The sequence below is a fragment of the Capsulimonas corticalis genome (genome assembly GCF_003574315.2).
GTDB lineage: Bacteria > Armatimonadota > Armatimonadia > Armatimonadales > Capsulimonadaceae > Capsulimonas > Capsulimonas corticalis.
Genome location: NZ_AP025739.1, coordinates 384,353 through 403,825 on the forward strand (window position 1 = coordinate 384,353; position 19,473 = coordinate 403,825).

Sequence of the window (19,473 nt, forward strand, 5' to 3'; positions counted from 1 at the left end):
CAAGACTCCTCTATTCCGGCGATCTCTAATAATTAAGAAAGCGTCACGGCCGCGCGGAAAGTTCCGGCGGGAGTCCGAATACCGCGATTCTACCATGATATGGCCGCCACTTCAGTAAGGCGCTTCGCCAGAATGGACGGAATGGATCGATCCACGCCCCATAAGTATGTTATAATTCTTACATGCAACTGAGTGACGCCCCGCCTGCCGCCATGTCTGAACCGCCGAAAGTTTCGCGCCGGTCTTCTCCCGCCGGCTTTTGGATTCTTGCCGCGGCGCTGGTCGCGTTCGCGTTCGGCCTGTGCGCGCAGCCGAGCCCGATCGTCGATTTCTTCTGGCAGGCGCGCACAGGACACTGGATTTTAGACCACCACGCCGTTCCGCACGGAGACCTTTACTCATGGACACGTCACGGCCACCCCTGGATCGTGCATGAGTGGGCGATGTGCGTGCTGCTCTGGCAGGCTTACACGGCCGGCGGCTATCCCGGAGTGTGGCTGCTGATGTGGGGGCTCGTCTCCATAACGTTTCTGACGCTCTTTTACAAAGTCTGGCAAGAAACGGGACGGGCGACGCTGACGGCGTTCGCGCTGACTCTGTGGGCGGCAAAGCTGTGCAGCCCGTTGATCTCCCCTCGCCCCCATTTGATTTCGTATCTCTGCCTGGCGCTGCTGCTCTGGGTCGTAATGGACGCGCGCCGCGAGTCGAGCAAGCTCAAGCAAATGTGGTTTTTGCCGCCGATCTGCGCGGTGTGGGCGAACTTTCATGGAGCGGTGATTATCGGCATTGCGATCGCGGCGACCTTCGCGATCTGTGACGCTATTGACGCCCGCTGGATCAAGACGGCGACCTCGGATCGGCGGGCGCAGATGCTGCGTTTCGCGAAGCAGTCGGCCATTGTGCTTCCAATCAGCGCCGCCGCAACTATGATCAACCCGTACGGATGGAGGCTGTTTGCGATCTTCACGCAGACTGTCGGCGATAAGATCATGCCGAACTTCGTGACTGAATGGAAATCGCTCGATTTCCACAGCTCGTTCGGATCCGTCTTTGAAATCTTGATGGTCTTGTTTGTGCTGGGATTGGGGATGTCGCGCGAGCGGCGCGACCTATCCGAGGTGATCGTGCTGCTCATCCTGATGCACGCGGGGCTGACGGCGAGCCGCAATGTCCCGATCTTCGGCATGGCGGGCGTGCTGATCGCCGCGCGTCATATCCAATCAGCGCTGGCGGGAGCGCTTAAGATCAGCGAAGCGAGCGAAGCAAAATCCCCGTCGCTGTTCGGTTCCTCGCCATCGGTCGGGATCACGACGATCGTCGCACTGGCGGTCTGTCTCCAGGCGGCGACCAGCGCAAAGGACGCCGTCGTGAACGCGCCGGCGCGGAGCGACACCGGTCTCTCCAAGATCTCACGCGTCGCCTTCGCCATGGACGGCTTTCCAATGGACGCCTGCGCGTTCCTGCGCCAGGAGCAGTTCCCGACGGACGCCAAACTTTACAATGCCTATAATTGGGGCTCGACGATCCTTTGGAGCGCGCCCGAGTACCCGGTCTTTATCAGCACACAGACGGATATCTTCTTTGGCAAAGTCCTTAAGGATTACACGCTGATGTGCAATCAGCCGCACAACTGGCGTAAAGTCCTCGGGGACTACAATCCGGATATTGTCTTTCTGCCGGCCAATGACGGTCAGACCTGGATATTCCTCACCGATCCCGAATGGGCGCTCGTCTACGCCGACGACGCCGATCTGGACACCGACAAGCACGTCAACGCCGTGATCTTCGTGCGCCGCCTGCCCAAATACGACGCCCTGATCGCCCGCTGCCGCCACGACTGCGCGGCCCTGCGGGAACATCCAGAACTGACCAAATAAGCGCAAGCGCCAACATCGGGTTTCGGGTGGCATGCCGAACAAAAAACTGCCCCAATGAATTCATTGGGGCATCTTCAGTAAAGACCTCTACTTCACCCACCCAAGCACCGTCCGGAACGCGTCTGTCCCCGCTTCTCCCAGCCACTCGTAAACCACCGCTTCGGCCGCCGCCGGAAAGACGCCGTTGTCGCGGATGCGCTCCATGCCGAGTTTGTGCTTTTCGAGCGTGCGGGACGAAACGCCGTCGGCGGCGACGTGGGCCTGGTAGCCGTCGTACACAAGATCGATCGCCGTTTGCGCGACGCAGATATGGGTCTCGACGCCGCAAAGGACGACTTGCGTGCGTTCCGTCTCGGCGAGCGCGGTGCGGAATGCGTCGCTGGCGGCGCAGGAGAAGGACATTTTATCGATGATCGTGGCCTGAGGAATCGTTTCGGCGATCTCGGCCGCCAGCCCGCCCAGGCGCGCCGCGTTCTGGGTGGTGGCGAAGATCGGGATGTCCAGCAGAGCGGCCGTGCGCGTCATCAGCGACACTGACGCCAGCAGACGCTCGCGGTCATGGATGACGCGCAGGAGAGTATCCTGCATATCCACGACGACGAGGATGCTGCGCTGGGGGTCGAGAAGATTGGGGTTGCGTTCGTAAGTCATGGGTGTGGGCGCCTCTCACGTGGGAAAGGCCGGCTCGCGGCGTGCGCGAGTCGGCCTCGAATAAGAAATCCATTGCGAAGTTACGCCTGCGGCGGGGGCGCGCAGGAGTTTCGAATAATCAGCTGCGCGGACAGCGCGGCTTCGGCGTTGTCGCCGGCGACCGTGGTTTCCTGATCGTGCATCAGATAAAGCTGCTCCATCGCGGCCACGGCAAGCTCGGCGATCGGAGCGCGGATGGCGGTCAGCGGCGGAATGAAGAACTCGCCCACGTCCGGAGTGTCCTGGAAGGAAGCCAGCGACATCTGCGCGGGGACTCGGACGTCGATTTCCGAAAGGGTCTGCGCGGCGACAGCGGCGACCTTCTCGTCGTAGCAAACGATGGCGGTCGGCTTCTTCGACGGCGGGACTTCCGGACCGGCGAGGCCAAAGATCGCTTTGCGGACCTGATCGCGCAGGGTGAGGACGGGCGTGACATCGAAGGGGACGGAGAGCAGGTCGGCGGGATTGCCCTGCCGCTTGATCCACACCGCCTGCATGCCCTGCAAGCGCTGGCGGCTGACGCGCACGGATGACGACGGCGCGATCATGGCGACCCGGCGGTGCCCAAGGCTCCACAGATAATCGCCCAGCTCGCGGCCGGCGGCGAATTCGTTGGTGTGCGCCATGAACAGCTCGCGCGGCGGGTTGTCCACCTCGCCGATCATGACGCAGGGAATGGTGGCGCTGGCCGCTTCGCGGGGAAGCAGCGTGGACGACAGCAGGATCAGGCCCATGATGCCGATGGCGTCGAGCTTGGGCAGATCGTCGGAGGTGAGCAGGCGCAGGCCGAAATCGTCCTCGGACTCGGCGCCGGACGCTTCCGCGTGCTTGCGCAGCGCGGCCTGAAGGAACTGGATCGCATGGGCGGACGCCGAGCTGTACTCGGGGTCCCAGATGCCGATAAACTGCTCCGTGCGCTGCCGGCGCAGGCGCTGGCTGCCGCGCGGCCGTCCGGACCGGACCGGCGTGTAGTTCAGCATCTCCGCGACTTGCAAAACCTTACGTCGCGTATTTTCACTGACAAACGTGCCGTTATCGCGCCCGCTCAGGACTGTCGAGACGACGCTCGGCGACACACCTGTCCGCTCGGCGATGTCCTTGAGTGTCACAGCCATTTACAGTTTCCTTCCCACACCATCTCATCCCCGTACGCCGACCGTGTTCTCGCCGCGCTTCCTGAACGGGAAGCGCGGCGGGAACGGTTTCCTACAGCTTGCCCAATTCCTTGAGCGAATCGACGGTGCCCTGCACCTTGCCGGCCGATTCTTTAATGCCCGCCAGCTCGACATCCGTCAGCGTGACTAGCTTGCTGAGGTCGTAGATCTCCTCCGCGCCGGCCGCGCCCAGTTTCGTGGGAGCGCCGAAGTACAGATCGGAGACGCCGTATTCGCCGCTCAGCAGAACGGTGACGGCGAGGATGCGTTTGCGGTCCAGCAGGACGGCCTCAACCATCTCGGCGGTCGCGACGCCCGGCGCGTACCACGCGCTGGTGCCGATGAGGTTCGTCAGAATGCCGCCGCCCTGGCGGGTGTCGTCCTCGATCTTCTGAAGCTGCTCTTCCGTGATCTTGCCGGTCTCCACCCACTTCTGGATCGGGATGCCGCCGACGGTGGTCAGGCTGCGCACCGGGACCATCTGGTCGCCGTGTCCGCCCAGGACATACGCCTGGATGTCTTCCACCGAGATCTTGAGCGCGGCCGCGATGTAGTTGCGGTAGCGTGTGCTGTCCAGTACGCCGGCCTGGCCGATGACGCGCTCGGACGGAAGGCCGGTCGCCTTCAGGGCGACGTGGCACATGGCGTCGAGCGGGTTCGAGACGACAATATAAACGGCGTCAGGCGACTGCGCGACGGCCTGAGAAGCGACGCTCGCGACGATGTCGGCGTTGACGGCGAGCAGATCCTCGCGGGACATACCCGGCGAGCGCGGCCGGCCCGAGGTGATCACCACGACATCGCTGCCGGCGGTGTCGGCGTAGTCGGATGTGCCGGAAAGGCGGCCGTCATAGCCGACGATCGGCGAAACCTGGTTGAGGTCGAGCGCCTTGCCCTGCGCCATGGAACCGGTTTTACGAGGACGCTCCAGCGTCAGATCGTCCGGCAGGTCCAGCAGCGTTACGTCCGCGTAGCCTTGCTGCGCCACATGGAACGCCACCGTTGCGCCCACATTTCCCGCTCCGATCACGGATACTTTCTTACGTCCAGCCGCCATAATATGCCTCGTCTCCTGAGATATTCAATCGTCAAATTGGTGGGAATCCTCTCGTGCGCGATCTCTACGGCTGTGCGGCGACAGCGCAAATGCATACGAAATTGTTCCGTCATTAAGTATAGAAGGTTTGATTTTGTTTGTCAACCAGACGCGCGCATTCGAAAGCCGAATTTCGCGCCGGAGCGCGGAATCAAAAAAGCCCGGCCGGAGCCGGGCTTCTTATCGTGTTCAAAGGTCGTGGATCGACGATTATTGGGTTTTGGCGGTGTTCGCGAAGGCGTCGCCGATCTCGTCCAGAGCGGACGGATCCTCGACAGACGCCGCCGCGCGGTTTTCCTGCTGAATTTGCAGATAAACCTCTTTGCGGTGAACCGCGACGTCGCGCGGGGCGGAGACGCCGAGGCGAACCTGATCCCCGCGAACTTCGATGACCGTGATCTCCACGTCATCGCCGATCTTGATGCTTTGATTGAGTCTTCGTGTGAGTACGAGCATAGCGGCCCTCCCTGGCCCCTGATTTGGGTCGTGTTCTATATCTATAGAAACGCACCATCCATGGGAATCATTCCCGATTCCTCGTAATATTACGCGAGTTCTCTAAGAAGATCCTAATTATGCGGCGGCGACAGCCTCCGTTGCCGGCAAAAGGCGGTGCCGAAGGCCATAATCGTCGCCGGCGACGATCACCTGGCGCGCGACATGCGCGACGGGATTGATCGCGATCGGCGCGAGCAGATTGGCCGTGATCCCCTTGGGATCGCCGGCGGGAACCGTCAGCAGCGTATAAAGACGCGGTCCGAGCGGCTCTTCGCCGATCTCCAGGGCGTCCAGATCGCCGCTGGCGATGCGCGGCGCGTAGCCTGGGAAGAAGTGGCGCGGCTCCGCGGTCAAAAACGCCAGCTTCTCATCTTCTAACGATTGCAGCCACAGAAAGGGGCTGGATTTATCTTGCTTCGCCGAAGGATGGGAGACGAACGCAAAGCGCCGCTTCTCTTCAAATCCGGGCAGTCCGTCTGGAAACGTAATAATGCTGTTCTCGTCGACATCCACCTGTCCGAATCGCGCCGTTTCGATCTGCATATGACAACTAACTCCTGCTCACCACGCTCGGTGAGCGCTATAGAACGATCGCGCCGCCACGCAGGGCGGCGCGGAGAATTTGATGATTAGAGATAATCCGAAAGGCTGTGCTGGTAACCCTTGGAGACCGCGACGAGCGACGCCTGGTAGACGTTCTGCGCGCTTTGCAGCTGCACGTACGCCTGAGCCAGATCGACTTCCTCGACATTGGCGATGGCGTCCTTATAGGAAGTCTCCGCCCGCGTGAGGTTCTGCGTCACGCTGGTCATGGTATTGACCTGCGCGCCGACATTCGCTCGCACGGAGCTGACCGTGCTCAGGTTGGTGTCCAGCTTGCCAAGGTCGGCCGACATCGCATTGATGTCTCCCGAAGCGAGGTTCGCTTTCAGGTCGTTCAGGGTCGCAAAGAGGCCGCTGAAGACGGCGCTGCCCGGCGTGCTGATGCTGATATTATTGTTCTTGCCAACCGTCGCGGTCACGCTCCCGGTGTTTCCCTGATAAACAGGGCCGGTGGAGTGCGCCGTCGCGTCGTCGATATAAGGGGCCGTCTTGGTTTCGGTGCCGCTGAACAGATATTTGCCGTGGACATCCGAGTTCGCCGACTGGATTACCGACGAGATGATCCCATCGACCTGCGCCGAAAGCGCGGCCAGGCTGTCCGGGGTCTGGGTCGAGTTGGCGCCGGCGCTGGCGATCTGCCGCGCCGACAGGATGGCGTTCGAGACGTCCGAAAGAGCGCTGTCCGTCGCGTTCAGGAACGTCTTCGCCTGAGCGGCGTTTGTCTGGTACTGCGTGTTGTCCACCAGGGACGCGCGCAGCGACATGGAGTACGCCGCGCCCGCCGGGTCGTCCGATGGGTTGTTCAGCTTCTTACCGGTGGAGATCTCGGTGGAGACCGCGTTCAAATTGCTCAGACTGGTTTCGACATTGGCCGCCAGCGTGGCTGCGATTAAGCTACTCGTCACTCGCATGATTGATTATTCCTTCAAAATTAACGGGCGGCCGTCAGGTCGGTAATCAGCGTGCCCACCATATCGTCCATGGTTTTGACAACTTTGGCGGCCGCCTCGTATCCGCGCTGAAACTTCAGCATATTGATCATTTCACTGTCCGTGGAGACACCCGTCACGGACGCCTTCTGCTGGCTCAGCTGCGACAAGCTGGAGGCGGAGCTGGCCGCCGCCGTTTTGGCGGCGTCGGTCCGAGCGCCCAGGTCCGCGATCCGCTCCTCATAGAAGCCGCTGACGGTCTTGCCGGCGATCAGCGCCTGGTTCTGGATACCGGCGAGCAAGGTCGCGTTCTGGCTGTCTCCCGGAGGAGGCGTGGTGGCGGGAGGCGTCGGCAGCGCGGCCGCCGCGAGCTTCTGCGGGTTGGCGATCAGCGTCGTGTTGACGGCGATGGTCGAAGCGTCCGTACCGGTGAAGAACGGCATATTGGTCGTTCCGTCCAGACCGGCGCCGCTCTGATGGACCGTATTCACGGCCGTGATCATCGTCGAAGCCAGCGTGTCCAGATTGGCCTGATATCCGGTCACCAGGTTCTGGGAATTGTTGAGGCCGGCCAGCTCGCCGCCGGTCAAGTCGCCGCGCGCCGTCAGGCCGTTCGTTCCCGTCATGCTGACCGTATAAGCGTCGACGCCGTTGACCAGGCTGGTGGAGCCGATCGTGACGTTCACGGTGCCGTCGGTGCGGTTGACGACATTGATGTTCGCCAGCTTCGAGACCTTGTCGATCAGGACATCGCGCTGATCCAGAAGGTCGTTGGCGTCCAGATGCTGCGAGGTGGCCTGCCGGATCGTCACGTTCAGCGCGGCGATCTGGGTCCCATAGCTGTTCAGGCCGGTGAGGTCCGCCGTCTGCTTGTTGGCGATCTGGTCGTTGATGACGGTGAGAGACGCCTGCGTCTGCTGAATGACCTGTGTCATCGCGCTGGCTTTTTGCAGGATCGTGGCGCGGACGCCGCTGTCCTCAGGGTTGCTTTCCAGGTTGGTGAAGCTCTGAAAGAAGCTGTTCACGGAGTTGTCGATGCCGGTGTCCGACGGCTCTCCAAAGGCTCCCTCCACCTGATGCAGCGTGTCGTACTGCGACTGCTGCATGGTCTGCTGCGACGTATTGTCGCGGACCTGCACGTTCAGAAACTCGTCGCTGGCCCGAGTGATGCTCTGAGCGATGACGCCGGTTCCGATCATGCCCACATGACCGCCGCCGGAGACGGGGGGAGGAGAGTATGGGTCCGTTGTCTGAAGGTTGGCCGTCTGTACGGAGTATCCCGTCGTGCCGGCGTTCGCGATATTATGTCCGGTAACGTCCTGGCCGATCTGCGCCGCAGCAAGGCCGCGCGCGCCGATCTCCAGTCCGAAAAATGTTCCTGGCATTCGTTAGCCCCTTTCTAGGCGAGTCGGTCCAGCAGCAGTCGGCAGCCATTGAGGCTCCGTCCGCCATACAGGATATCTGCTTTGCGTCCCGCCTCCACAAAGAGGTCCAGCGTAAACGCAATATACTCAAGTTCGTTGTTGATCAGCCGCTCGTTCTGTCGGCTCAGTTCCTGGATGCGCTCCAGCGTCAATCGCAGCGTGTCGCGCACATTCAGGATCGGTCGGCGGCTGCGCTCGGGAAGGTCTTCGACAATCGCGGACAGCAAACACGGCTTTCCATCGTCTCCCAGCAGCGCGGCTTGCCGCGCCTCCGCTTGAACCTCCAGCTGGGCCAGAAGCAGCGCGTGCTCGGTCTGTGTATCGTGGAACCGCTTCCGGTCGCAGGCGAGAAGCGCGCGCTGCTGCGTCTCCAGCAGCCTGCAATGTCGCGTTTGCAGCGTCTGCTCGTCGCGAAGCACTTTCAAAATCTTCTTTGTGTCCGGCATAGGCCTCGTCTCTTTCTTAGCGCGTTTGTGAACCCGGTACTTTCACCGGCCTCTCCATTACTTCCATTGTCGGGTTTTCGACGCCGGGGCATTAGGCTTTTGAGAGGATTTTCCGGCGTCCGCGGCCGTTTCTTCCGAAGCATCTACGCCGGGCGCCGGCACGGGGGTCCCGTCGGCGTTCACGATGTCGGCGCGGGTTAGCTGGACGTACATCATCTTCGCCAGTCCAAAGTCTCCGCGCTCCGACATCACATCGGACACCTTCTGGTCCATCATCTCCTGGAACGTCTGCTCCTGGCCCGCGTCGTCCTTGAGCACCGTGCTCTTGGGGATCGATTTGCGCATCTCCTTGAACATGAGATTCAGAAAGTAGCCTTCAAACTGCTGGCAGGCTTTCTTCAGGTCGGCGGGCTTCTGCGCGTGCGAAGCGCCCGTCATATTGAGCGGCAGATTAGCCGGAAGGCTCAGAGCCGGGGTTTCCATTAAAGCACCTCAATCTCGGCGTGCAGCGCGCCGGCTTCCTTCATGGCCTGCAATATGGAGATGAGATCGCGGGGCGTGACGCCGAGCGCGTTCAGGGATTTGACGACCTTGTCGAGCGTCGTTCCGCCCATCACTTTCATCAGCCGGGCGTCGCCTTCTTTGGTCTGGACGATCTTGCGCGGCTGCACCACGGTCTTGCCGTTACTGAACGGCGCGGGCTGAGAGATGATCGGGTCGTTTGTCACCGAGATCGTCAGATTGCCGTGGGCGATGGCGCACGGCGTGATCGTCGCGTTTCCGCCCATGACCACCGTTCCCGTCCGTTCGTTCACGACGATCTTCGCGACTTCGTCGGTATCCACCGGCGTATCTTCGAGCTCGGCGATCATATTGACCGTATCGGCGCCCGGCGAGAAATCGACTTGAATGGTCGCGGCGTCCATAGCGCGCGCTCCCGTGGCGCCCAGCGGCAGGTTACGCTGGATCGCTTTCGCAGCGCGCACCGCCGTGGTAAAGTCGGGCTGGTTGAGCGTGACGGACACCGAATGCGATTCGGTCCCGGAGAATGTCGTCGGCACTTCCTGCTCGACCATGGCGCCGGCGGGAATACGTCCAGCCGTAACGTGGTTCTTCGTGACTGATCCGCCCGCGCCTCCGCCGCCCAAAAATCCGCCGACCGACACGGAGCCCTGCGCCACGGCGTAGACCTTGCCGTCCGCCGCTTGAAGCGGCGTCTGGAGCAGCGTGCCGCCCTGAAGCGACTTCGCGTCGCCCAGACTGCTGACGGTAACATCGATCTGGCTGCCGTTCTTCACAAACGCCGGCAGCGCGGCGGTGACCATGACGGCGGCCACATTCTTCAGCTTCATCGCCGCCGCCGGCGAGTTCACCCCGAACTTCGCCAGCATGGAAGCGACCGACTGCGGCGTAAACGTCGTTCCGGTTCCATCGCCCGTTCCGTCCAGGCCGATGACAAGACCGTAACCGACGAGTTGATTCGAGCGGACGCCCTGAACGACTCCAATGTCCTTCAGGCGAGCCTGCGCATGAACGGCGGATCCGCCCGCGGTCAGCGCGAGCAATGCGAGGAGTGTCAATGTTTTTTTCATAGGTTGGTTTCGTGCGTACAGCCTTTGCCGCCTAAGTATTCTTAATCTCATTATTGGTAGAAATACCGGGTTTCATTAGGGGCATGGAGAATCTCAATCCCCCGCCGAGCTTTCGCTCTGCGGGGGATGGGAATTTAGCCGGGAACGGGTCGTCCCTTAGAACAAGAACTTGAAGATGCGTGAGATGATGCCGTCGTGCTGCTTGTCGCCAACCGGGCCCTTGCCGCCGTATTTGATCTGCGCGTCGGCGACCAGAGGCGATGGGATGGTGTTGTCGGAGCCGATGTCGAGCGGGCGAATGACGCCGGTAAGGGTGATCTCCTGGGTCTCTGCGTTCATGCCGACTTTGCGCTTGCCTTCGACGAGCATGTTGCCGTTGGGCAGGATCTCTTTGACGGTGACCGCAATGCGGGCCGTGAGGTTGTCGTTGCGGTCGGTGCTGCCGGAGGCCGTGCTGCCGATGGAGCCGCTCAGGCCGAGCGCCGGGATTCGCGAAAGGAGCGGTCCGATGCCGGGGCCGTAGCTGAAGTTCTCGTTTTTGGAGTTCTTCGTATTGGCGACGGAGGATGTGGACGCCGTTTCGGTGACGATGATGGTGAGCGTATCGCCGACCCCATGGGCTTTGATATCGGCGAACAGCGAGGCGGACGTCGTTCCCGTGGCCTTAAACGTGCTGCTGCCGGGATAAAGGGAGTCGGCGGAAGCCATTTGGACGGCGGACAGGGACAGGATGGCGGCGAGAATAATGGCGCGATTCATGATTTAAAGCTCCAATTGCACGGTGCGCTCGTCGAGAACGACGGCGGTGAGGTCGGTGGCGCTGCCGGTGCGGTGGACACGGATCGTGTCGCCGACCGCGCCGGGGTCGCGAGCGACGCCGCTGGTGGTAATCGAAAGGCCGTCTTCCTCAAGAACGATGGACACATCGTCTCCACGCTTCAACACCGGCGCGGCGGCGGGACTTGCCGGCGCTGCGGGCGCGGCGGACGATCCCGACGCGGAGTGAGTTGCGAGATGGGAAGAGGCGGAAGATGGAACGGGAGTGGCGGCCGAAGCGGAGGCCAGGGTGACGGAGATCTTAGGCGCCCCTTCGATCACGGCGTCACGGCTGGGATTCAGACCGGCTTGGCGAAGCTTGAGCGCGACATCGTCGGGCGTCAATTGCCGCACGCTGTCGGCGAGCGGCGCGCGGCCGACGATCACGGCGCCGAGCCGGGCGCGCGCGGCGGCGTCGCCGCCGGTGATGTCGGCGATCGAGCCCAGCGTGAAGAACCCGTCGGCGTCGGCCGGTACGGCGGCGCTGGGCCGCAGCGAGACATGCGCCACGGTGGATTGCAGCGCCGCGATCTTCCTGGCCGTACTTCCCGGATGAGCGAGAGTGGCCCCGAATAAGGGTCCGGAGAGCGCGGAAGCGGCGGCGAGCACGCCGAAGCCTCCGATGAAGAAGCGTTTCACTATCTCATTCCTCCAACCAAACTTAAGAAGCGAAGTCCGGCGAACGAATTCGCCGGACTTCTGAAAGTATGCGCCAAGCTTAGTGCTTGAGCTGGTTGGCGGTCTGGAGCATCTCATCCGCGGTTTGGATGGATTTGGAGTTCGTTTCGTAAGCGCGCTGCGCCGTGATCATATTGACCATTTCCTGGACGATCTGCACGTTGGACATTTCGAGGATGCCCTGAGACAGCGTGCCGAAGCCGCCCTGCCCCGCCGTGCCGTCCACCGGCGATCCGGAAGCGTCGGTCGCGGCAAAGTTGTTGCCTCCGAGGTGCTTCAGACCGGCCGGGTTGGAGAACTGAGTCAGCGTGATCTTGCCGATTGTCTGGGGCGTGGAGTTGCCGGCTTCGGTCACGCTCACGGTTCCGTCCTTGCCGATCGCGATGTCGGTAGCGGTGCTTGGGATGGTGATTTCCGGCTGGATCGCCATGCCGTCGGAGTTAACGAGCTTACCCTGCGAGTCGCGCTTGAAGGCGCCGTCACGGGTGTAGCCGGTCGAGCCGTCGGGCAGAAGAACCTTGTAGAACCCATCGCCTTCGATGGCGACGTCCAGCTTGTTGCCGGTGTTCTGGAAGGTGCCCTGGTCGAACATGGTTTCCGTGGCGCCGGTTTTGACGCCAAGGCCGACCTCGACGCCGGTGGGGGCCTGCGCGCCCTGAGCGACCACGGTGCCGGCGGGGCGCATTTCCTGGTACAGGAGATCCTGGAAGTCCGCGCGGCTGCGCTTGAAGCCGGTAGTGTTGACGTTCGCGAGGTTGTTCGCGATCACGTCCATATTCAATTGCTGAGCCATCATGCCGGTAGCCGACGTGTAGAGTGCGCGCATCATAGTAGCGAGGTCTCCTAGCGTTTGTGATCGACGCCCAAGTCGTGGGCGGCGGGTCGATCGGCTTCCGTCAGCACGAATGCGGACAGTCCAGCCGAGAAATTGTTGACAGTTTAATTATCGGTCGAGCGACCAGGTATCTTTACTAGAGTTTTGCGACATCGTTGACGGCTTTGCCGGTCGCGTCGTCTTCGGTCTGAAGCATCTTCTGGTCAGTCTCATAAGCGCGGAGCACCGCGATCATGGAGACCATATCGCCGACGATACTGGTGTTGGCGGTTTCCAGGAACCCCTGGCGCACTTCCGAACCGGCGGATGCGGGACGCACCTGCGGGACGGTGACCATGTTGTCGCCGACCTTGGTCGCGTTGTCCGCCGCCGAAATGCCGGCGAGCCCCAGCGTGGCGACACTCTGTCCGTCCGCCTTGATCTGTCCGTCGAGACCGATGGTGATATTCTTGGCGCCCTGCGGAATGGTGATCGGCCGGTTGCTGCTGTCCAGCACCTGCGCGCCGCCCGTTACGGTCACGAGCTGATTCTGCGCGTTCATCGTCATCGATCCGTCGCGAGTGAACCGGATGCCCTGCGGAGTCTGCACTTCGAGAAACGCGTCGCCGCTCAGGGCGACATCCAGCGGATTGCCCGTCTTTTGCATGGCGCCGGTGGAGTAGTCGGTAGCGAGCTTGTAGACGCCGCCGCCATTGCCGAGCGTTCCGACCGCGCTGTGACCCTGGCTGGAGTTCTGAAGCAGCAGGCTTTGAAATGAGGAGAAGCAAGGAATATCCTGCTTGTAGCCGGTCGTGTTGACGTTGGCTAAGTTGTGCGCGATTGCGTCCTGCGCCTGTTCATTGGCGATCATGCCGCTGGCTGCTGTGTAAATTCCGCGTGTTATGGCCGGTGTTTCCTTTCCCGATACTTGGTCTAACATCATTATCGGGCACGGCGCGCGGGATCTTTAGTGGAAAAAGTACCGGATTTTGGGTAAAACTTTGGGGTGGGTAATTTGCGGTTTGGGAGACGAGAGGATCGGCGAAAATGGCGGCGAACACTGAGGATGCAATTGAAGAATTTATGGGCGACAATCCGAGGGCGTCGGAGTGGCGCGCCCTGCGGCTCTCCCTGACGGATCGGCTCAAGTCTCTGCTTCGCCAGCACGAACAGGAAACCGATTTGGGGACATTGGCGAATTTAGAACGTCAGATCCACACGCTGCGCGAGCAGATCAACGCGCTGGGAACGGAAGAAATCGTCTCGCAGTTCGTCGAAGATTCTGTGCGCGTGACGATCGCGCGGCCGGATCTGGGTGGGGAAGAGTTCGAAGATTAGGGTAGTCTCAAAATAAATTCAGGTATCACGCGCGGGGGTACGCGGGATACCTGATTTTACATGTGCGCGAGGACTCGCACGGTATGTGGAGATCGAACGCGTCGTTACGCCACCACTAATATATCACACTCTTCGCCCGGTGTCAAGCCACTTCTTCGATTTTCATATCATTTTTCCGGCCATATTGCGCCAGCCGCGTCTGCATAAAGGACGCATAGTCGTCCCGCTCGATGGCGTCGCGGATATCGGCCATCAGTTGCGCGTAGTGCGCCAGATTGTGATAGGTCGTGAGTCGGGACGCCAGGATCTCATTGCACTTGTAGAGATGACGAAGATACGCCGCCGAATAACGCCGGCAGACCGCGCAGGAGCATTCCGGATCCACCGGGCCGAAGTCTTCGGTATAGCGGCTTCCCTTGATATTGATACGCCCGCGCATGGTGTAAAACGTGCCCGTGCGGCCCAGGCGCGTCGGCAGGACACAGTCGAACATGTCCACGCCCTGCGCGACGGCTTGCAGGATATCCTGAGGGGTCCCCACCCCCATCAGATAACGCGGCTTCTCCTTGGGGATATAGGGCATGCTCCAGGAAACGGCCTCCAGCATCTTCTCCGGCGGCTCGCCGACCGAAACTCCCCCAATCGCGATTCCCGGCGTGTCCTGCGCGGCGATGAACTGCGCGCTTTCGATGCGCAGGCTCTCGTACGTACCGCCCTGTGCGATGCCGAACAGCAGCTGCTCCGACGCCTGCTCTTTGTGATACGCCACGCAGCGCGTCAGCCATCGATGCGTGCGCTCGGTCGCCGACTGCGTCTGTTCGTAGGTGCTGGGGTACGGCGGGCATTCGTCGAACGCCATGATGATATCCGCGCCAAGCGCGTGCTGGACTTCAATCGAGCGTTCCGGGCTGAAGAAGTGCTCGGAGCCGTCGATATGCGACTTGAACGCCGCGCCGTTTTCCGTGATCTTACGCAGATCCTGTAGGGAGAAGACCTGGAAGCCCCCGCTGTCCGTGAGCATCGCGCCATCCCAGGCAATGAATTTGTGCAGGCCGCCGGCTTTTCGAACGAGCTCGTGTCCGGGCCGCAGATACAGGTGGTAAGTATTGCCCAGGATCAGCGAGAAACCAAGTCCGGACAGCTCCTCCTGCGTCATCGCCTTGACGGTGCCGAGGGTGCCGACCGGCATGAAGACCGGGGTTTGGATGGGAAGGGACGCATGCGGGAGACGCAGCTCGCCGCGACGCGCGCCGGTGTCGGACGACACGCCTTTGAGAGTGAATGATGTCATAAAACGTACTGCATTAAGAACTTACTGCTGGGAATCGATCTCTTTGAGACGCCCCTGCGCCACGGTATTGGCGGGGTCGATCTCCAGAACCCGATGGAACTCCGCCTTGGCTTCCGGGAGGCGGCCGGCGGCTTCGAGCGTCAGCGCCAAATTCGTGCGCGCTTCGACGTATCGAGGATTGATGGTGAGCGCTTCTTCAAATTCGCGCACGGCGTCATCGTAAAGCTGCTGCGCGTTCAGCGTCACGCCGAGATGGTTGCGCAGGTCGGCGTAGTTGCCGTTGAGCTCCAGCGCCTTGCGGAACTCCGACGCCGCTTCTTCGTACATTCCCCGCCGGTACAGATCGGCGCCGAGCTTGCCGTGGAAGGCGATGTCGTCGACATCCAGCTCCGCGACTTTTTCGAACTCGGCCAAAGCCGCCGCAAAGTTCTCCGACTTATGTTCCGAGATTCCCTGCGCGTACTCGGGAGTTTCGTAGGCGCGGTCCAGCCCCGCCGCTTCCTTGACCCTGGCGAGCGCCTCCAGCGGACGGCCGGCGTCATAGAGCGCCAGGCCCAATCCTAGGCTGGCCTTCGCGAATCGGGGATTGATCTTCAAGGCGTTTTCAAACGCCGAGATCGCCTCGACGCCGTGGCCGGACATGCGGCAGGCGTAACCGTAGTGGTGGTGGAGGTCCGCATAGTGCGGATTGATGGCGAGCGCCTGCCCCAGATACTCGCGCGCCTTTTCATAAGCTCGTCCCTGAAGCGCCGTCGTACCGAGATTCGCGTAAGCCTCGGCGATGTAGAACGACGACAATCGCTGTGTGAGCGCATCCGACCGCGCGCCCTTCTTCACGACCTCGTTCAGCTCCGCGACCGCCTCTTCGTACAGCCCCTGATCGAAGAGCCGGATCCCCTTATCGTAATGCTCATTCCGACCGAATCCAAACAGTCGTCCCAGCATGGACATAGCGACCGCCCTCCTGACGCCGTCCGCGCAACGTAAACCTGATCATAGCATAGGGGCGCGGGGAGTGTCAAGAATGGTTGGTATAACAAAAGCTGACCCAAGTCCTCATCAAAGCTCAATAAACTAGCCAAAATAAATCTTCATAATCGTTGACTCACACGTAGTAAAAGTGCAATAATGCACATTGCGATTTAGAATCACAAATTAAACGTACAAAAAACCGCATAATTGAAGTTATAATACTAACTTCATAGAAAGTAGGTTGAACTATGAAACCAGCATTGCTCCTCTTATCATCTGCTTCTATCGCTCTCACTCTATCTTCTCTCGCCACCGCAGGTAACGCAGCTGGAGCGATACATGATAGAACCATTGTGTCTCCACGAATCGTCCGTATAGTAGGACCTCCGCTTTCACCAGCCCCCACAAATCTCACGGTTTCTAAAGCGGGTTCAGGGCACCTATATCTAACCTGGCAGGGAGCTTTAGGCGCTCAATTCTTTGTAAAGCGTTGGACTGGTACGTCCTACACCACAATTGCATCGACAACACAATCTTATTTCACGGATGGAAATTTAACAGACGGTGTTTCCTATATGTATGTCGTCAGTCAAACAATTAATGGAATTCCAGGTTATAATTCTACTTCAGTTTCTCAAACACCAGGATTGTCTTCAGTACCCAATCCACCAGGAAATATAGGGTGGTCAAACGATGGCCCAGTCACCGTTTACTCTGATGCTGTTCCTCCAGGACCGATATCCGGAAACCATTACAAACTGGTAAAAAGCTACATTGGTAGTGCATTAACCGCGACCCACGGCTCATCTCTCTATTTTGATGAATCGTGTTCGACGCCAGCGACATGGGAAGTAGTCATTTATCGCCCTGATGGCAGCGCTTCTAATGTTATCGATCCGGTTTCCGCACCTACGACTTATTGGAACAATTGGATCGGCGTTCCTGCAATCCCAGCTGGCTATACTCTGAAGTTATACTTCGTTGCTTACGCTCAACAGTCTTATCCAATGACTAACAGTAGATTTGAGTTATGGTGGTAATTTAGGCCAGAGATATTAAGATTACTAGAAACGCCATCACCTCAAGGTGATGGCGTTTTTTATGTTAGAACGTTCCCGCGCCGAAGTCGAAGCGGACTTTGTGGGTGTCGGTGGAGTAGGTGAAGACGATCGAGCGGTTGAAGACGCGCCGGGTGAGCGAAAGCTCGGTGGCGTTGTAGCTGCCGGTGAAGTATTTGCTGTAGAACGTGGAGAGACCAAGCTGCCAATCGTCGTTGTACTTGTAGCTGACGGTGGAGAACAGATTGGTGGTGTTCTGAGGCCAGCCAAGGTTCGTCGAGAACGACATCAGCAGTTTCTTTGACGGCGTCGCGCTATAGCCGATGTTCATGCGATGCTGCGACGCGGCCTGATTGTAAAGGCCCGCGAGCGTGGAGTCTGAGTAATGGCTGAGCAGCGGGTCGTAGCGGTAGGTATAGTTAACATTGAGACGGCCATGCATCGGCATGACGCGCTGCAAGCCCAGCGTGCCCAGCAGCGTGGGCGACGTCTGCGAGGCGCCGCGGCTCCATGTCTGGCCGACCGTCAGCGAGTTGGAAAGCGAAGTATCCTTGCCGAAATGGATCGGAGCCGTGTAAAAGCGCATATCCAGGCCCTCGGTATCCAGCGACTGGGTCACTTTCGAGCTGTTCGGAATCGTGTAATTCGACTGCCCGGACTGCCAGGACGCCGTGGAAACGAAGTTGATTCCCGTCGCGCCGATTTCGCGCGCGTTGGTCTGCAAGTAAGTGTTCAGACTGGTTCCGGATGACGAATAACCATCCTGCCCCGGATCCTGATTGGCGTTTGCGCTGAAGTTGAGCGAAAAATCCTTGAAACGATGGCTGACGTTCGACGCGCCGAAGATGCTGCGGTGGGCGGGCGAGTCGATATAGAAGTTGCTGTTCGTCAGGGAATCGATCTGCTGCGTATGCTGCCAGTGCGCGCCCCAGTCCGAGCGCGTCAGGCTGTTCATGATCAAAGAGCCCTGGCCGCCAGCGCCCATGCTGTAGGTCTGCTGCAAGTCCAGAGAGACGCCGGGACGACTGCCGTTGATACCGCTGTAGGTTGGGACGCTCGTTTGCAGCGAAGCTCCGGCGATGGCTGAGTTGCGCAGATAAATCGTTCCGGTGCTGGTGGGGCTGACACTGTAGTAGTAAGGGACGTTGAGGAAGAGTCCCTGGGATCCGTAGCCGACGATCTGCTCGCCAAAGAGCTGATCCGTCGTCAGCGGCATCATATGGAACGGGACGGAAAGGACTTTTTTGCCATCGGAATAGATCGATGCCCGCCGGAACTGGAGCTGTGAGCCCTGATCGACGGCAATGGCGCGCGCGGTGATCACGACGCGGCTTTGGGACAGGTCCAGAAATGCGTATTCATCGGGAGCCGGCGCCGAGGCGTCTCCGCCGGGAATGGGCGGCGGCGCGCCCACGGCGGCGTCCCCGGAACGTATGTCGGCCGTGTCGAAACCCAAACCGCTAATGGTGACTTCGTGCGGCCCACGCTTGGCGTCGGACACAACGCCCTTGCCGCTCATGGAGTTCAGGTCAAACTTCAGCTGCGCCGCCGTCAGCGTGTGCTTATTCTGCGTCATCACGGCGTTGCGCGCGAGCAGCTGGAGACTCTGAAGATCGATTTGAATGGCGTCGGCGTTGATCGTGACGCCATGATAGTGCAGATGCGCCGAGCCGTGCTTCCCGTCGGCTTCGACGATCTTTCCGTCGGCGCTGTAAACCAAGTATTCCGCGCAGTCGATGCGGATCCATCGGGATTCTCCCCCGGAGGACGCCAGCGTACGATCGGCGGTAAACTCCACCGGAAGGTTTGCATTCCCAACTCCGGAGTCGCCCCCAAGGATGCACGTCGCCGTGACCGTCGCCATCGATTCGGAGGCGCTGCTGGTGAGGACGGCGCGCGCGACTCCGGAGACGGTAGTGACTGTTTCCTTATCCAGGATGCCCTGCGATGTGACGAGGTGGACTTCCGTGCCGTCGGGAACAAGCCCGCCATTGCCGTCGCGGATCATGATGGCGATTGTGGTCGTACTTTTGCCATCGGCGATGATGACACTGGGGTTCGCGGTGAGACTGACGCTCGTCCGGCCTCCGGCATAGGCGGAGTGAACGGAAAGCGCAACGGCGCTGAAGCCGACCGCAATTCGAAAAACCTTTGAAATTCGGCTGCGCCTGGACTTACCGCGCACTGTATGTTTCAT

The 19,473-nt window shown here is 60.3% G+C and carries 20 protein-coding genes; 3 read left to right on the forward strand and 17 right to left on the reverse strand.

Annotated features, from left to right (window positions below; genetic code table 11):
• Positions 1-182 precede the first annotated feature (182 nt).
• Positions 183-1,877, forward strand: a complete 1,695-nt coding sequence (locus D5261_RS01750; protein WP_125205853.1) for a hypothetical protein — start codon at positions 183-185, stop codon at positions 1,875-1,877.
• 87 nt (positions 1,878-1,964) lie between these two features.
• On the opposite strand, the gene D5261_RS01755 is transcribed toward D5261_RS01750, so the two are convergent.
• From D5261_RS01755 to D5261_RS01820, 14 genes are all read right to left on the reverse strand, one after another.
• Positions 1,965-2,528, reverse strand: coding sequence for an isochorismatase family protein (locus D5261_RS01755; RefSeq protein ID WP_119320236.1), 564 nt, complete (start codon positions 2,526-2,528; stop codon positions 1,965-1,967).
• An 80-nt stretch (positions 2,529-2,608) separates the two neighbouring features.
• On the reverse strand, positions 2,609-3,682 hold the full coding sequence (locus D5261_RS01760; protein ID WP_119320237.1) for a LacI family DNA-binding transcriptional regulator: 1,074 nt from the start codon (positions 3,680-3,682) through the stop codon (positions 2,609-2,611).
• A 91-nt stretch (positions 3,683-3,773) separates the two neighbouring features.
• Positions 3,774-4,778: a malate dehydrogenase gene (mdh, locus tag D5261_RS01765; protein ID WP_119320238.1), complete on the reverse strand. Its 1,005-nt coding sequence runs from the start codon at positions 4,776-4,778 to the stop codon at positions 3,774-3,776.
• Positions 4,779-5,027: 249 nt separating this feature from the next.
• Positions 5,028-5,273, reverse strand: coding sequence for a carbon storage regulator CsrA (csrA, locus tag D5261_RS01770; RefSeq protein WP_119320239.1), 246 nt, complete (start codon positions 5,271-5,273; stop codon positions 5,028-5,030).
• 117 nt (positions 5,274-5,390) lie between these two features.
• Complete coding sequence (fliW, locus tag D5261_RS01775) at positions 5,391-5,858, reverse strand: flagellar assembly protein FliW (protein WP_119320240.1); 468 nt, start codon at positions 5,856-5,858, stop codon at positions 5,391-5,393.
• 86 nt (positions 5,859-5,944) lie between these two features.
• Positions 5,945-6,829 (reverse strand): flagellar hook-associated protein FlgL, encoded by an 885-nt coding sequence (gene flgL, locus D5261_RS01780; protein WP_119320241.1) that lies wholly within the window; start codon positions 6,827-6,829, stop codon positions 5,945-5,947.
• Between the two features lie 20 nt (positions 6,830-6,849).
• Positions 6,850-8,232 (reverse strand): flagellar hook-associated protein FlgK, encoded by a 1,383-nt coding sequence (gene flgK, locus D5261_RS01785; protein ID WP_119320242.1) that lies wholly within the window; start codon positions 8,230-8,232, stop codon positions 6,850-6,852.
• A gap of 14 nt (positions 8,233-8,246) precedes the next feature.
• On the reverse strand, positions 8,247-8,717 hold the full coding sequence (gene flgN, locus D5261_RS01790) for a flagellar export chaperone FlgN (RefSeq protein ID WP_119320243.1): 471 nt from the start codon (positions 8,715-8,717) through the stop codon (positions 8,247-8,249).
• Positions 8,718-8,774: 57 nt separating this feature from the next.
• On the reverse strand, positions 8,775-9,200 hold the full coding sequence (locus D5261_RS01795; protein ID WP_119320244.1) for a rod-binding protein: 426 nt from the start codon (positions 9,198-9,200) through the stop codon (positions 8,775-8,777).
• Positions 9,200-10,309, reverse strand: coding sequence for a flagellar basal body P-ring protein FlgI (locus tag D5261_RS01800; RefSeq protein ID WP_119320245.1), 1,110 nt, complete (start codon positions 10,307-10,309; stop codon positions 9,200-9,202). Before D5261_RS01800 ends, D5261_RS01795 begins: the two co-directional genes overlap by 1 nt.
• Before the next feature lie 156 nt (positions 10,310-10,465).
• Complete coding sequence (locus tag D5261_RS01805; protein ID WP_119320246.1) at positions 10,466-11,068, reverse strand: flagellar basal body L-ring protein FlgH; 603 nt, start codon at positions 11,066-11,068, stop codon at positions 10,466-10,468.
• A gap of 3 nt (positions 11,069-11,071) precedes the next feature.
• Entirely contained in the window at positions 11,072-11,764 is a 693-nt protein-coding gene (locus tag D5261_RS01810; RefSeq protein ID WP_119320247.1) for a flagella basal body P-ring formation protein FlgA, read from the reverse strand.
• Positions 11,765-11,843: 79 nt separating this feature from the next.
• Positions 11,844-12,632, reverse strand: coding sequence for a flagellar basal-body rod protein FlgG (gene flgG / locus D5261_RS01815; RefSeq protein ID WP_119320248.1), 789 nt, complete (start codon positions 12,630-12,632; stop codon positions 11,844-11,846).
• Positions 12,633-12,774: 142 nt separating this feature from the next.
• Entirely contained in the window at positions 12,775-13,560 is a 786-nt protein-coding gene (locus tag D5261_RS01820; RefSeq protein ID WP_119320249.1) for a flagellar hook-basal body protein, read from the reverse strand.
• A 104-nt stretch (positions 13,561-13,664) separates the two neighbouring features.
• Between D5261_RS01820 and D5261_RS01825 the strand changes: the two genes are divergently transcribed.
• Positions 13,665-13,955, forward strand: a complete 291-nt coding sequence (locus D5261_RS01825; RefSeq protein ID WP_119320250.1) for a hypothetical protein — start codon at positions 13,665-13,667, stop codon at positions 13,953-13,955.
• Positions 13,956-14,097: 142 nt separating this feature from the next.
• Here the strand turns inward: D5261_RS01825 and tgt are convergent, their stop codons facing one another.
• Positions 14,098-15,246, reverse strand: a complete 1,149-nt coding sequence (gene tgt / locus D5261_RS01830) for a tRNA guanosine(34) transglycosylase Tgt (RefSeq protein ID WP_119320251.1) — start codon at positions 15,244-15,246, stop codon at positions 14,098-14,100.
• 21 nt (positions 15,247-15,267) lie between these two features.
• Positions 15,268-16,197, reverse strand: coding sequence for a tetratricopeptide repeat protein (locus D5261_RS01835; protein WP_119320252.1), 930 nt, complete (start codon positions 16,195-16,197; stop codon positions 15,268-15,270).
• Between the two features lie 269 nt (positions 16,198-16,466).
• Between D5261_RS01835 and D5261_RS01840 the strand changes: the two genes are divergently transcribed.
• Positions 16,467-17,258 carry a hypothetical protein gene (locus D5261_RS01840; RefSeq protein ID WP_125205854.1) on the forward strand — a complete coding sequence of 264 codons (792 nt, stop codon included), beginning with the start codon at positions 16,467-16,469 and terminating at the stop codon, positions 17,256-17,258.
• 64 nt (positions 17,259-17,322) lie between these two features.
• On the opposite strand, the gene D5261_RS01845 is transcribed toward D5261_RS01840, so the two are convergent.
• Complete coding sequence (locus D5261_RS01845; protein ID WP_125205855.1) at positions 17,323-19,473, reverse strand: Ig-like domain-containing protein; 2,151 nt, start codon at positions 19,471-19,473, stop codon at positions 17,323-17,325.